The following is a 13,480-nucleotide window of genomic DNA, read 5'->3' on the forward strand; positions in this document are numbered from 1 at the left end:
TCGTTCATGAAGAAGGGATTAGACATGAACTGATCTCGGGCTTACACTCCAGGAATTCGTTAACCGCAAATTCATTTGCTTTAGACGAACTCAAATTTCGATCCACCCGACGGAGACACACGATGAGCCAAGCCAAGAAGTTCGCCAGCCAGGCCGACATGGAAGAGAAGAAGATCACCTTCAGCCAGATCTCGGCGCACGCCTGGGCCTACACGGCCGAGGGCGATCCCAACACCGGCATCGTGATCGGCGACGATTGCGTGCTGGTGGCCGACACCCAGGCCACGCCCGCCATGGCGGCCGACGTGGTGCGCCGCATCCGCGAAGTGACCGACAAGCCGATCAAGTACGTGGTGCTCACGCACTACCACGCGGTGCGCGTGCTGGGCGCGGCCGGCTACGGTGCCGAGCACATCCTGGCCAGCCAGGACACGCGCGACCTGATCGTGGAGCGCGGCGAGGCCGACAAGGCCAGCGAGATCGGCCGCTTTCCGCGCCTGTTCCAGAACGTCGAGACGGTGCCGCCGGGCCTGACCTGGCCCACCATGACCTTCACCGGCAAGATGACGCTGTGGCTCGGCAAGCTCGAGGTGCAGCTGATCCAGCTGGGCCGCGGCCACACCAAGGGCGACACCGTCGTCTGGCTGCCCGGGGAGCGCACGCTGCTGTCGGGTGACCTGGTCGAGTTCGGCGCCACGCCGTATGCGGGCGACGCCTACTTCCAGGACTGGCCGCAGACGCTGGACAACATCGCCGCGCTCAAGCCGGCCGCGCTGGTGCCCGGCCGCGGCGCCGCGCTCACCACGCCGGCCGAAGTGGCCGAGGGCCTGGCCGGCACGCGCAACTTCATCTCCGACGTGTACGCGAGCGTGCAGGAAGGCGTGAAGGCCGGCCGCGACCTGAACACGGTCTACAAGGACACCTACGCCAAGCTCAAGCCCAAGTACAGCCAGTGGGTGATCTTCGACCACTGCATGCCCTTCGACGTGAGCCGCGCGTACGACGAGGCCTCGGGCCATGCCGACCCGCGCGTGTGGACGGCCGAGCGCGACATCGAGATGTGGAAGGCGCTCGAGGGCTGACCGGTTTTGCTCCCTCCCCTCCCGGGGGAGGGCTGGGGTGGGGGCACGCGGCGCCCGCAACGAGCGCAGTCAGCCCCCATCCCAGCCTTCCCCCGGGAGGGGAAGGAGCAAAGCAATACAAAGACACGGAGACAACACGTGATCGACTATCAAAGCCTGCGCTTCGACTACAGGCGCCATGCCGACCAGGATGCGTCCACGCCCGCCCGCCACCCGGTGGTGATCGTCGGTGCCGGCCCGGTCGGCCTCACGCTGGCCATCGACCTGGCGCTGCGCCAGGTGCCGGTGGTGCTGCTCGACAACGACAACACGCTGTCCAGCGGCTCGCGCGCGATCTGCTTCGCCAAGCGCACGCTCGAGGTGTTCGACCGCCTCGGCTGCGGCGACCGCATGGTCGACAAGGGCGTGTCGTGGCACGTGGGCAAGGTGTTCTTCCACGGCGAGCAGGTCTACCGCTTCGACCTGCTGCCCGAACCCGGCCACGAGCGCCCGGCCTTCATCAACCTGCAGCAGTACTACGTCGAGGGCTACCTCGTCGAGCGCGCCGCCACCCTGCCGCTGATCGACCTGCGCTGGAACCACAAGGTCACGGGCATCGAGCCGCGCGATGACGGCGCGCTGCTGACTGTCGAAACACCCGAAGGCAACTACCAGCTGGCTGCCGATTACGTCGGCGCCTGCGACGGCTCGCGCTCCAACCTGCGGCAGCTGATGGGCCTCGAAGCCAAGGGCCGCACTTTCCGCGACCGCTTTTTGATCGCCGACATCACGATGGATGCCCAGCTTCCGACGGAGCGGCGCTTCTGGTTCGACCCGCCGTTCCACCCCGGCCAGAGCGTGCTGCTGCACAAGCAGGCCGACGGCATGTGGCGCGTCGACTTCCAGCTCGGCTGGGACGCCGATCCGGTGGAAGAGCGCAAGCCCGAGAACATCACGCCGCGGGTGCGCGCGCTGCTCGACAGCATCGGCTTCGATGGCGTGCAGTTCCAGATCGGCTGGGCCAGCGTCTACACCTTCGCCTGCCAGCGCATGGAGCGCTTCCGCCACGGCCGCGTGCTGTTCGCGGGCGACTCGGCGCATGGCGTGTCGCCCTTCGGCGCGCGCGGCGCCAACTCGGGCGTGCAGGACGCCGACAACCTCGCCTGGAAGCTCGCGGCCGTGCTCGAGGGCGAGGCGCCCGACGCGCTGCTCGACAGCTATGCGAGCGAGCGCGAATACGCGGCCGACGAGAACATCCGCCACTCCACGCGCGCCACCGACTTCATCACGCCCAAGAGCGAAGTGAGCCGGCTGTTCCGCGACGCGGTGCTGGAGCTCACCAAGCGCCACGCCTTCGCGCGCACGCTGGTCAACAGCGGGCGGCTCTCGTTGCCCGCGGTGCTGCGCGATTCGCCGCTCAACACGCCCGATGCCGATGTGTTTGCGGGGGCGATGGTGCCCGGCGCCGCGGCGGCCGATGCGCCCATCGTGCGCGCCGACGGCAGCAGCGGCTGGCTGCTGCGCGAATGCCATGTGGCGCAGTTCACGGCGCTGCTGTTCGGCACCGGCGAAGCGGCCGAGCGCAGCCTGCAGGCGCTGAAGGCCTGCGACCTTCCGCTGCACGTGGTGCGCGTGGAAGGCGCGACGCCCGCAGGCGAGCTCGCCGTGCAGCGCTACGACGCGCAGCCCGGCACCGTCTACCTGCTGCGGCCCGACCAGCATGTGTGCGCGCGCTGGCGGCAACCCACGGCAGAAAACATCCGCGCAGCCATCGGCCGCGCACTGGCCAAGGCATGAGGACCACCATGCAACAGCAACATAAACAGCTGATCACCGCACCGAACCTCGAAGCGCCCGACGATTTCTACGAGGCGCTGATCGAGGCGCACCAGGGGCTTTCCACCGAGGAGAGCCACGCCTTCAATGCGCGGCTCGTGCTCGTGCTGGCCAACCACATCGGATCGCTGGCCGTGCTGCGCGAGGCCTTCGAGGCCGCGCGCGGCAGCTGAACACGGGCCGGCTCTCGCCCTGATTTTCGAAAGAGAACACCATGACCAACCCAACCGCCCATACCGAGCGGCGCTACCAGAGCGGCTTCGGCAACGAGTACGCCTCGGAAGCCGTTGCGGGCGCCCTGCCGCAGGGCCGCAACAACCCGCAGCGCGCGCCCTTCGACCTCTACACCGAGCTGCTCTCGGGCACCGCCTTCACCGCGCCGCGCCATGAGAACCGCCGCAGCTGGCTGTATCGCCGCCAGCCTTCGGTGGTGTCGGGCCGCTACCAGCCGTATGCGCAGGCGCACTGGACCACCGGCGCCGACCGCGAGATCGCGCTGCCGCCCGAGCCGCTGCGCTGGCATCCGCTGCCGCTCGAGGGCGGCGCGGCCGCAGCGGACTTCATCGACGGCATGCACACCATCGCGGCCAACGGCGATGCCGAATCGCAGGTGGGCATCGGCTCGCTGATGTACCTGGCGGGCCGCTCGATGGACCAGCGCGCCTTCGTCAACGCCGACGGCGAGATGCTGGTGGTGCCGCAGCAGGGCCGCCTCGTGATCACCACCGAGCTCGGCGTGCTCGACGTGAAGCCCGGCGAGATCGCGCTGCTGCCGCGCGGCATGGCCTTCAAGGTGGCCTTGCCCGACGGGCTCTCGCGCGGCTATGTCTGCGAGAACTACGGTGCGCACTTCCGGCTGCCCGAGCTCGGCCCGATCGGCTCCAACGGCCTGGCCAACGCGCGCGACTTCCAGGCGCCCGTGGCGGCCTTCGAGGATGACGGCGGCGCCTACGAGCTGGTGAAGAAATTCGGCGGCCGCTTCTGGAAGGCACCGGCCAGGCAGTCGCCCTTCAACGTGGTCGCCTGGCACGGCAACCTGGCGCCGGTGAAGTACGACACGGCCAATTTCATGGTGATCGGCTCCATCAGCTTCGACCATCCCGACCCGTCGATCTTCACCGTGCTGACTTCGCCGAGCGACACGCCCGGCACCGCGAACTGCGACTTCGTGATCTTTCCGCCGCGCTGGATGGTGATGGAGAACACCTTTCGTCCGCCGTGGTTCCACCGCAACCTCATGAGCGAGTTCATGGGCCTTGTGCTCGGCGAATACGACGCCAAGCCGGGCGGCTTCAAGCCCGGCGGCGCGAGCCTGCACAACTGCATGGTGCCGCACGGCCCCGACGAGGAAGCCTTCGACAAGGCCACGCACGCCGACCTGAAGCCGCACAAGCTGGACAACACGCTGGCCTTCATGTTCGAGAGCCGCTACCGGTTCATTCCGACGGACTTCGCGCTCAAGAGCCCCGCGCTCGATACCGATTACGCCGACTGCTGGGCGGGCCTGAAGGACCAGTTCAAGCCATGAAGAACGCATTTGGAATCACGCGCCGCGCGGCCGCCATCGCGCTGCTCGCCGCGCCCCTGCTCGCGGCGCATGCGGCGGAGTTTCCGTCGAAACCCATCCGCTTCATCGTGCCCTACACGCCCGGCGGCACCACCGATCTTGTGGCGCGCACCGTGGGCCAGCAGATCTCGCAGAAGCTGGGCCAGCCGGTGCTGATCGACAACCGCGGCGGCGCGGGCGGCAACATCGGCATGGACGCCGTGGCCAAGGCCGCGCCCGATGGCTACACCATCGGCTTCGGCGCCATTTCGACCAATGCGCTCAACCCGCACATCTACAAGTCGATGGCCTTCGATCCGCGCCGCGACTTCACGGCCATCAGCCTGCTCGGCACCTCGACCATCGTGCTCGAAGTGCCCGCCAGCTCGCCGATCAGGTCGGTGTCCGACCTGGTCGCGGCCGCGAAGAAGAACCCCGGCCTGCCCTACGCCACGGCCGGCGCCGGCACCTCGATGAATCTGGCGGGCGTGATGTTCGCGCAGATGACCGGCACCGAGCTCGTGCACGTGGCCTACAAGGGCAGCGGCCCGGCCATCACCGACATGCTGGGCAACAACATCGGCCTGATGTTCGACAACCTGCCGGCGTCGCTGCCGCACATCCAGGCCGGCAAGCTGCGCGCACTGGCGGTGGCGGGGCCGGCGCGCTCGCCCTCGCTGCCCGATGTGCCGACGATGGCCGAGGCCGGGCTCAAGGGCTATGCGCTGGACCCGTGGTTCGGCGTGTACGGCCCGGCGAACCTGCCGGCGCCCATCGTGAAGGCGCTGAACGAAGCCTTCGTCGAGGCGCTCGCGATGCCCGAGGTGAAGGCCAAGCTGCAGCAGGCCGGCTTCTCGCCGCGCGGCTCGACCGCGCAGGAGCTGGCCACGCTCACGCAAACCGAATACCAGCGCCTGGGCGACGTCGCCAGGAAAGCCGGCATGACCGCCGACTGAACCGAATTTCAACGAAAGACACGCCATGAGCACCACCGCACTGAACGCCACCCACGACCCGAAGCTGCGCAGCTGGGTCGCCTCCGCCAACCAAGCCGGCTGCGACTTCCCGATCCAGAACCTGCCCTTCGGGCGCTTCCGCACGGCCGGCAGCAGCGAGGCTTTCCGCATCGGCGTGGCCATCGGCGACCAGGTGCTGGACCTGAAGGCGGCCGGCCTCGTCGACAGCGACGACATGAATGCGCTGATGAACGCGGGCGTGAAGGAGCGCCAGGCGCTGCGCGCGGCCATCTCCGCGGGCCTGGCCGAAGGCAGCAGCCAGCAGGCGGCCTGGGCCAAGGCACTGCTGCCGCAAGCCAAGGCCGAAATGGCCGTGCCCTGCCGCATCGGCGACTACACCGACTTCTACACCGGCATCCACCACGCCACCACTATCGGCAAGCTGTTCCGTCCCGACCAGCCGCTGATGCCCAACTACAAGTGGGTGCCGATCGGCTACCACGGCCGCGCCTCGTCGATCGGCGTGAGCGGGCAGGTCTTCAAGCGGCCGCAGGGCCAGACCAAGGCGCCCGACGCGGCCGAACCCGGCTTCGGTCCCTCGAAGCGGCTCGACTACGAACTGGAGCTGGGCTTCTTCGTCGGCCGCGGCAATGCGCTCGGCAAGCCGATTGCCATCGCCGAGGCCGAGGACCACCTGTTCGGCGTGGCGCTGCTCAACGACTGGTCGGCGCGCGACATCCAGGCCTGGGAGTACCAGCCGCTCGGCCCCTTCCTTTCGAAGAATTTCGCGAGCACGCTGTCGCCGTGGATCGTGACGATGGAGGCGCTGGCGCCGTTCCGCGCCCGCTTCGAGCGGCCCGCGGGAGATCCGCAGCCGCTCGCGTACCTCGATGCGCCCTCGAACCGTGAAAGCGGCGCGCTCGACATCACGCTCGAAGTGCTGCTGCAGACCGCGAAGATGCGCGCCGAAGGCCTGGCGCCCGCGCGCCTCACGCGCGGCAACACCACCGAGGCCGCCTACTGGACCGCCGCGCAGCTGGTCGCGCACCACACGGTGAACGGCTGCAACCTGCAGCCGGGCGACCTGCTGGGCTCGGGCACGCTGTCGGGCCCCCAGCCCGACGAGGCCGGCTCGCTGATCGAGCTCACGCAGGGCGGCAAGCAGCCGATCACGCTGCCCAACGGCGAGAAGCGCACCTTCCTCGAGGACGGAGACACGCTGGTGATCCGCGGCTACTGCGAGCGCGCAGGCGCGGTGCGCATCGGCCTGGGTGAAGTCAGCGGAACGGTGGTGGCCTGAGGTCTGCGTGTTGTCCCCTCTCCCTCCGGGAGAGGGCTAGGGTGAGGGCTACCGGCCTCACAACATTGCACGGGCTCCAAGGCTGCCGGCCCTCACCCCAACCCTCTCCCGGAGGGAGAGGGAGCAAGATTCAGGGCGCGGTCGCAGCGGCCGACGCTGCCGGCCACGCCACTTCGCTGGCCACGCGCGGCTTGCCGATTGGCGCGGTGGCCTTGCCGACCTTGATGGCGGCCATGTCGGCCTCGCTCGGATACTGGTCCATCAGCCAGTAGTCGAACACGCGGCGCGCAATGGGCGCCGCCGCGCCTGCGCCCCAGCCGGCGTTCTCGACGATCACCGCGAGCGCGATCTTCGGATCGTTGACCGGCGCAAAGGCCATGAACAGCGCGTGGTCGCGCTGGTGCTCCTCGAGCGCGCGCGCGTTGTACTTGGTGTTCTGCGCCTGCGTCACGGCCTGCGCGGTACCGGTCTTGCCGGCCGCCTGGTAGCCCGCGCCGGCGAACACGCCGCGCGCGGTGCCGCTGGTGACCACGCTGGTCAGGCCCTCGCGGACCACCGCGACGTTGGCCGCGGTGTAGCCCAGGTTCTCGGCCGGCGGCTGGGGCAGCGGCACCACCTGCCCGCTCACGGTGTTGCGCGTGGCCAGCACGAGGTGCGGCTTGTGCTTGCGGCCACCGTCGGCCACGATGGAGGTGGCCTGCGCGAGCTGCAGCATCGTGAAGGCGTTGTAGCCCTGCCCGATGCCCAGCGAGATGGTCTCGCCCGCATACCACTTCTTCTGCTCGGGCCGCTTGTAGGCGTTGCGCTTCCACTCTGTGCTCGGCAGCACGCCGCGCACCTCGCCGCCCAGGTCGATGCCGGTGATCTGGCCGAAGCCCAGCGGCTTCATGAAGTCGTGGATCAGGTCCACGCCCATTTCATTGGCCAGCGAGTAGTAGTAGATGTTGCTCGACAGCTGGATCGAGCGGCGCATGTCGACGCCGCCGATGTTGCCCTCGGGGCTGCCGAAGCGGTGGCCGCCGAAGTTGAAGTAGCCGGGGTCGTTCACCACCACGTTGGGGCCGCGCTTGCCGGTCTGCAGCGCCGCCAGCGCCATGAAGGGCTTGTAGGTGGAGCCGGGCGGGTAGGTGCCGCGCAGCGCGCGGTTCAAAAGCGGCTTGTCGAGCGATTCGGTCAGCGCCTGCCAGCTCTCGGTGTCGATGCCTTCGACGAACAGGTTGGGGTCGAAGGTGGGCTTGCTCACGAAGGCCAGCACCTCGCCGGACTTGGGGTCGATGGCCACCAGTGCACCGCGGCGGTCGCCGAACATGTCTTCCACCAGCTTCTGCAGCTTGATGTCCAGCGACAGCATCACGGTGTTGCCGGGCGTGGCCGGGTGGCTGGCGAGCCGGCGCACCGCGCGGCCGCCGGCCGAGGTTTCCATCTGCTCGACGCCGGTCTGGCCGTGCAGCGTCTTCTCGTAGCTCTGCTCGATGCCGAGCTTGCCGATGTAGTCGGTGCCCTTGTAGTTGGCCTGGTCTTCCTCGTCCCAGTCTTCCATCGCGGTCTTCTCGCGCTGGTTGATGCGGCCGATGTAGCCGAGCACGTGCGAAGCCAGCTCGGCATGCGGGTAGTTGCGGAACAGCCGGGCCTTGATCTCCACGCCCGGGAAGCGGTAGCGCTGCGCGGCGAAGCGCGCGACTTCCTCGTCGCTCAGGCGGGTGCGGATCGGAATGGAATCGAAGCTGCGCGAGTCTTCCCGCAGGCGCTTGAAGCGGCGGCGGTCGCGCGGCGAGATCTCGAGCACCTGGGTCAGGCTTTCGATGGTCTCCTCGACGTCGCCCACCTTCGAAGGCGTGATCTCCAGCGTGTAGGCCGAATAGTTGGAGGCCAGCACGATGCCGTTGCGGTCGAGGATCAGGCCGCGGTTGGGCACCACGGGCACGATGGCCGTGCGGTTGCTCTCGGCCTGCTCCGCCAGGTCTTCGTGGCGCACCACCTGCAGGTACACCAGCCGCGCGCACAGCAGGCTGAAGGCAAACAGCACCGCCAGGCCGATCACGACCACGCGGCGCTTGAAGCGCGCGAGGTCGGCAGCGACGTTGCGGATTTCGGTCATGGCGGGGAAAGTGCGAGCTTAGGCGCGGGCCGTGGCCATGGCAAATGCGGGCGAACTCACAGCGGCCGGTTCTCGTCGGGGTCGGGCGTGCGAAGCTGCGGCGCGAGCAGCAAGGCGGTGGCCAGCGGCCACAGCGCGGCCTCGATGGCCGGCGAGACCAGCACGCTCCAGCCCGGGAACACGCCGCCGCCGACCAGCCGCGTGATCACCTCGATGAGCTGCGACAGCGCAAAGAGCGGCAGCACCTGCAGCGCCTGCGAGGCCACCGGGTACCACAGCAGGCGCCGGTGGATGGTGATCGCGAAGAAGCCCAGCGTGGTGTAGGACAGCGCATGCTGGCCCAGCATGGACGACTGGTGCACGTCCATGCACAGCCCGAAGACGAAGGCCGCGCCGATGCCCACGCGCATCGGCTGGTGCACGCCCCAGAACACGATGGCCAGCGCGAGCAGGTCGGGCATCCATGCGGCGCGGCCGATCGGGATCATGTTGATGAGCAGCGCCACCACCAGGCTGGCCCACATGAACAGCGGGCTCACGGGCAGCAGGAGCTGCTGTTGTCCGGGACGCTTGATCATCGGGCGCGCTCCGCGGCTTTCTTGTCGGCCTTGTCGGTGGCCTTGTCCGCCTTGGCGGCCGGCTTGGCCTCGGGCTTCTTGCGCACCGCGGCGGCGGGCGCCGGGGCCGGCGGCGCCGAGGGAGCCCCGGTGGGCGCGAGCACCAGCACGTAGCGCGCGGCCGTCACGCGGGCCAGCGGCACGCAGTAGATGCGCGCAAAGGCCGAGTCGGCGCGGCGCTCGATGCGCTCGATCTTCGCCACCGGCAGGCCGGGCGGATAGACGCCGTCGACGCCGCTGGTGGACAGCAGGTCGCCCTCCTGCAGGTCGGCATTGGCGGCCATGAAGCGCAGCTCCAGCCCGCCGCCATGCGCCGACGCGTCGCCGAAGGCCACGCTGCGCACGCCGGTGCGGGTGTTCTGCACGGGAATGGAAAGATCGCGGTCGATCACCAGCGTGACCTCGCTCGTGAAGGGCTGCACCTGCGTCACCTGTCCCAGCACGCCGTGCGCGTCGATCACGGGCGAGCCGGGCGCCACGCCCTGCGTGAGGCCCTGGTCGATGACGATCTTGCGCGTGTAGGGGTCGGCCGCGTCGTACAGCACCTCGGCCGCGCGGCCCGGCGCCTGGGTGGTCTGGCGCAGTTCGAGCAGCGCGCGCAGCCGCGCGTTGTCCTGCGCGAGCGTGTCGGCCTGGCTCGCGCGCTCGGCCTGCAGCATGAGCGCCTTGCGCGCCTCGTCCTCGTTGCGCTGGGCCGTCTGCAGGTCTTCGAAATAGCGGCTGCCGCCCATCACCATCTGCACCGGCTTGAGCGCCAGCCACTGCACCGGATAGAGCACCGCGCCGACGGCCGCGCGCAGCGGCTGCACGAGGTGGAAGCGCGCATCGGCCACCATCAGGAACAGCGAGAGCGCGCCGAAGAAGATCAGCTTGCTGAGCGCCGACTGCCCCTGGTTGAACAGGGGTGGGGCTGTGCGATCGAGCGTGCCCAAGGGCATGGTTCGGACCTGGCTGTGTGCAACGTCAGATGGCAAAAAAGCCGGCCTGCGCAAGCAGAGGCCGGCCGATGATGGCTTACGCCTTTTACTCGCTCGTGAAGATGCTGCCCAGGCGGTCCATGCGTTCCAGCGCAATGCCGCAGCCGCGCACCACGCAGGTCAGCGGGTCTTCGGCCACCAGCACCGGCAGGCCGGTTTCCTCGGCCAGCAGGCGGTCCAGGTCGCGCAAGAGCGCGCCGCCGCCGGTCAGCATCATGCCGCGCTCGGCGATGTCGGCGCCCAACTCGGGGGGCGTCTGCTCCAGCGCGTTCTTCACGGCCGAGACGATGTTGTTGAGCGGATCGGTCAAGGCTTCCAGCACTTCGTTGCTGCTGATGGTGAAGCTGCGCGGCACGCCTTCGGAGAGGTTGCGGCCCTTGACTTCCATCTCCTTGACCTCGGAGCCCGGGAAGGCCGAGCCGATGTTCTTCTTGATGACCTCGGCCGTCGGCTCGCCGATCAGCATGCCGTAGTTGCGGCGGATGTAGTTGATGATGGCTTCGTCGAAGCGGTCGCCGCCCACGCGCACCGAGCCCTTGTAGACCATGCCGCCCAGGCTGATGACGCCCACTTCGGTGGTGCCGCCGCCGATGTCCACCACCATCGAGCCCGAAGCCTCGCTGACTGGCAGGCCGGCGCCGATGGCCGCGGCCATGGGCTCCTCGATCAGGTAGACCGACGTGGCGCCTGCCGCCTCGGCCGCGTCCTTGATGGCGCGGCGCTCGACCTGGGTGGAGCCGCAGGGCACGCAGATGATGATGCGCGGGCTCGGCGTGAGCAGCGTGCGCGGGTGCACCATCTTGATGAACTGCTTGATCATCTGCTCGGTGATCACGAAGTCGGCAATCACGCCATCCTTCATCGGGCGGATCGCCTCGATGTTGCCGGGCACCTTGCCCAGCATGGCCTTGGCCTCGCGGCCGACGGCCTGGATCACCTTCTTGCCGTGGGGACCGCCTTCGTGGCGGATGGCGACGACCGAGGGCTCGTCCAGCACGATGCCCTTGTTGCGGGCGAAGATCAGGGTGTTGGCGGTGCCGAGGTCAATCGCCAGGTCGGTGGAAAAGTACCGACGGAAAGCTCCAAACATGTGCGGAATCCTCTGGAGCACGCCTGCGCGTCGGCAGGTCGTCGCTCTGTTTTTGGGTCGTATGACGGGGTGAATTGATCGTTTTTGGCGCAAAAGCCGGCGCGTTCGCGGGGGTTGCGGCAAAGGCGGGATAATACCCGAATCCCCTCTGAATCCCGTGTTAGCACCCTCTCCGGCGTGCGATTACTTCCGGTTTTTTCGACCGGTCCGACCCATGTCACTTTCCGCCTCAGATATTGCACGCATCGCCTCCCTGGCGCGGCTGCAGCTTGCTTCCGACGAAAGCGAGCGCATGCTCAGCCAGATCAACGGCTTCTTTGACCTGGTCGAACGCATGCGTTCGGTCGATACCGCCGGAGTCGAGCCGCTGGCCCATCCGGTGGCCGCCGTCGAGGACATCACGCTGCGCCTGCGCGACGACGTGGCAAGCGAACCCGACAACCGCGAAGCCAACCAGAAGAGCGCCCCGGCCGTCGAAGCCGGCCTGTTCCTCGTGCCGAAGGTGATCGAATGAGCGGCGAATTGCACCAGATGGGCGTGGCTGACCTGGCCAAGGCATTGGCCGAGCGCAAGGTTTCGGCCGTCGAGGCCTCGCAGGTCTTCCTGGGCCGCATGAAGGCCCACGAATCGCTCGGCACCTTCGTCGACGTGAACGAGGAAGTGACGCTGGCCCAGGCCCGCGCGGCCGACGCGCTCATTGCCAAGGGCAACGCACCGGCGCTGGCCGGCGTGCCAATTGCGCACAAGGACATCTTCGTCACCACCGATTTCGCCACCACCGCCGGCTCCAAGATGCTCGCGGGCTACCGCTCGCCCTTCGACGCCACCGTGGTGCGCCGCCTGGCCGAGGCCGGCGCGGTCACGCTGGGCAAGCTCAGCTGCGACGAATTCGCGATGGGCTCGGCCAACGAGAACGTCGCCGTGCCCGCCGTGGGCCACGACAAGGCCGTGCCGGTGCAGAACCCGTGGAACCGCGAGCGCATTCCGGGCGGCTCCTCGGGCGCCAGCGCGGCGGCCGTGGCGGCGCGCCTGGCGCCTGCGGCCACCGGCACCGACACCGGCGGCTCGATCCGCCAGCCGGCCTCGTTCTGCGGCATCACCGGCATCAAGCCGACCTACGGCCGCGCCTCGCGCTACGGCATGGTGGCCTTCGCATCGAGCCTGGACCAGGCCGGCCCGATGGCCCGCTCGGCCGAAGACTGCGCGCTGCTGCTGTCGGCCTTCTGCGGCCCCGACCTGGACCGCGACTCGACCTCGCTCGACAAGCCCGCCGAAGACTTCGGCCGTTCGCTCGGCGATTCGCTCGAAGGCCTGCGCATCGGCGTGCCGAAGGAGTTCTTCGGCAAGGGCGTGGCACCCGGCGTGCGCGCGGCCATCGATGCGGCCCTTGTGCAGTACGAAAAGCTCGGTGCGAAGCGGGTCGAGGTGTCGCTGCCGCTCACCGAGCTGTCGATTCCCGTCTACTACATCCTGGCCGCGGCCGAAGCCTCGAGCAACCTGAGCCGCTTCGACGGCGTCAAGTTCGGCCACCGCGCCAAGCAGTACAAGGACCTGGCCGAGATGTACGAGCGCACGCGCGCCGAAGGCTTCGGCGACGAGGTCAAGCGCCGCATCATGATCGGCACCTACGTGCTTTCGCACGGCTACTACGACGCCTACTACCTGCAGGCGCAGAAGGTGCGCCGCATGATCGCCGACGACTTCCAGCAGGCCTTCGGGCAGTGCGACCTGATCGCCGGCCCGGCCGCGCCGACCACCGCCTGGAAGATCGGCGAGCACGGCGGCGATCCGGTGGCCGACTACTTGGCCGACATCTTCACGCTGCCGGCCTCGCTGGCCGGCCTGCCCGGCATGAGCGTGCCCGCGGGCTTCGATGCCGGCATGCCCGTCGGCCTGCAGCTGATCGGCAACTACTTCGGCGAAGCGAAGCTGCTGAACGCAGCCCACCGCTTCCAGCAAGCCACCGACTGGCACATGCGCACGCCGGAGGGCTTTTGAA

At 68.6% G+C, this 13,480-nt stretch carries 12 protein-coding genes; 8 read left to right on the forward strand and 4 right to left on the reverse strand.

The window, feature by feature from the left end; genetic code table 11:
- The first annotated feature begins 122 nt into the window (after positions 1-122).
- From AC1DMS_RS18655 to fahA, 6 genes are all read left to right on the forward strand, one after another.
- The gene (locus AC1DMS_RS18655) at positions 123-1,082 is read left to right on the forward strand and encodes an MBL fold metallo-hydrolase (protein WP_478079564.1); all 960 of its coding nucleotides are present in this window, start codon (positions 123-125) and stop codon (positions 1,080-1,082) included.
- A 138-nt stretch (positions 1,083-1,220) separates the two neighbouring features.
- Positions 1,221-2,858, forward strand: coding sequence for an FAD-dependent oxidoreductase (locus tag AC1DMS_RS18660; RefSeq protein ID WP_478181608.1), 1,638 nt, complete (start codon positions 1,221-1,223; stop codon positions 2,856-2,858).
- An 8-nt stretch (positions 2,859-2,866) separates the two neighbouring features.
- Positions 2,867-3,070, forward strand: a complete 204-nt coding sequence (locus AC1DMS_RS18665; RefSeq protein ID WP_018903896.1) for a DUF2783 domain-containing protein — start codon at positions 2,867-2,869, stop codon at positions 3,068-3,070.
- Positions 3,071-3,111: 41 nt separating this feature from the next.
- The gene (hmgA, locus tag AC1DMS_RS18670; RefSeq protein WP_478181609.1) at positions 3,112-4,425 is read left to right on the forward strand and encodes a homogentisate 1,2-dioxygenase; all 1,314 of its coding nucleotides are present in this window, start codon (positions 3,112-3,114) and stop codon (positions 4,423-4,425) included.
- On the forward strand, positions 4,422-5,399 hold the full coding sequence (locus tag AC1DMS_RS18675; protein WP_012745451.1) for a Bug family tripartite tricarboxylate transporter substrate binding protein: 978 nt from the start codon (positions 4,422-4,424) through the stop codon (positions 5,397-5,399). The genes hmgA and AC1DMS_RS18675 overlap by 4 nt, the downstream gene beginning before the upstream one ends.
- 25 nt (positions 5,400-5,424) lie before the next feature.
- Positions 5,425-6,699, forward strand: coding sequence for a fumarylacetoacetase (fahA, locus tag AC1DMS_RS18680; RefSeq protein WP_478181610.1), 1,275 nt, complete (start codon positions 5,425-5,427; stop codon positions 6,697-6,699).
- 130 nt (positions 6,700-6,829) lie between these two features.
- Here the strand turns inward: fahA and mrdA are convergent, their stop codons facing one another.
- The 4 genes from mrdA to AC1DMS_RS18700 form a co-directional block, all read right to left on the reverse strand.
- Positions 6,830-8,797 carry a penicillin-binding protein 2 gene (mrdA, locus tag AC1DMS_RS18685; protein ID WP_369664005.1) on the reverse strand — a complete coding sequence of 656 codons (1,968 nt, stop codon included), beginning with the start codon at positions 8,795-8,797 and terminating at the stop codon, positions 6,830-6,832.
- Positions 8,798-8,853: 56 nt separating this feature from the next.
- On the reverse strand, positions 8,854-9,375 hold the full coding sequence (mreD, locus tag AC1DMS_RS18690) for a rod shape-determining protein MreD (protein ID WP_012745448.1): 522 nt from the start codon (positions 9,373-9,375) through the stop codon (positions 8,854-8,856).
- Positions 9,372-10,352, reverse strand: coding sequence for a rod shape-determining protein MreC (gene mreC / locus AC1DMS_RS18695; protein WP_018903891.1), 981 nt, complete (start codon positions 10,350-10,352; stop codon positions 9,372-9,374). The genes mreD and mreC overlap by 4 nt, the downstream gene beginning before the upstream one ends.
- An 85-nt stretch (positions 10,353-10,437) precedes the next feature.
- Complete coding sequence (locus tag AC1DMS_RS18700) at positions 10,438-11,481, reverse strand: rod shape-determining protein (RefSeq protein ID WP_007833435.1); 1,044 nt, start codon at positions 11,479-11,481, stop codon at positions 10,438-10,440.
- A 214-nt stretch (positions 11,482-11,695) separates the two neighbouring features.
- Here AC1DMS_RS18700 and gatC point away from each other — a divergent pair, with 214 nt between their 5' ends.
- Together gatC and gatA are read left to right on the forward strand one after the other, a co-directional pair.
- The gene (gene gatC / locus AC1DMS_RS18705) at positions 11,696-11,995 is read left to right on the forward strand and encodes an Asp-tRNA(Asn)/Glu-tRNA(Gln) amidotransferase subunit GatC (protein WP_012745446.1); all 300 of its coding nucleotides are present in this window, start codon (positions 11,696-11,698) and stop codon (positions 11,993-11,995) included.
- Positions 11,992-13,479: an Asp-tRNA(Asn)/Glu-tRNA(Gln) amidotransferase subunit GatA gene (gatA, locus tag AC1DMS_RS18710; protein WP_478181611.1), complete on the forward strand. Its 1,488-nt coding sequence runs from the start codon at positions 11,992-11,994 to the stop codon at positions 13,477-13,479. Before gatC ends, gatA begins: the two co-directional genes overlap by 4 nt.
- Position 13,480: the final 1 nt, after the last annotated feature.

It is taken from the genome of Variovorax sp. 05T418, assembly GCF_056396385.1.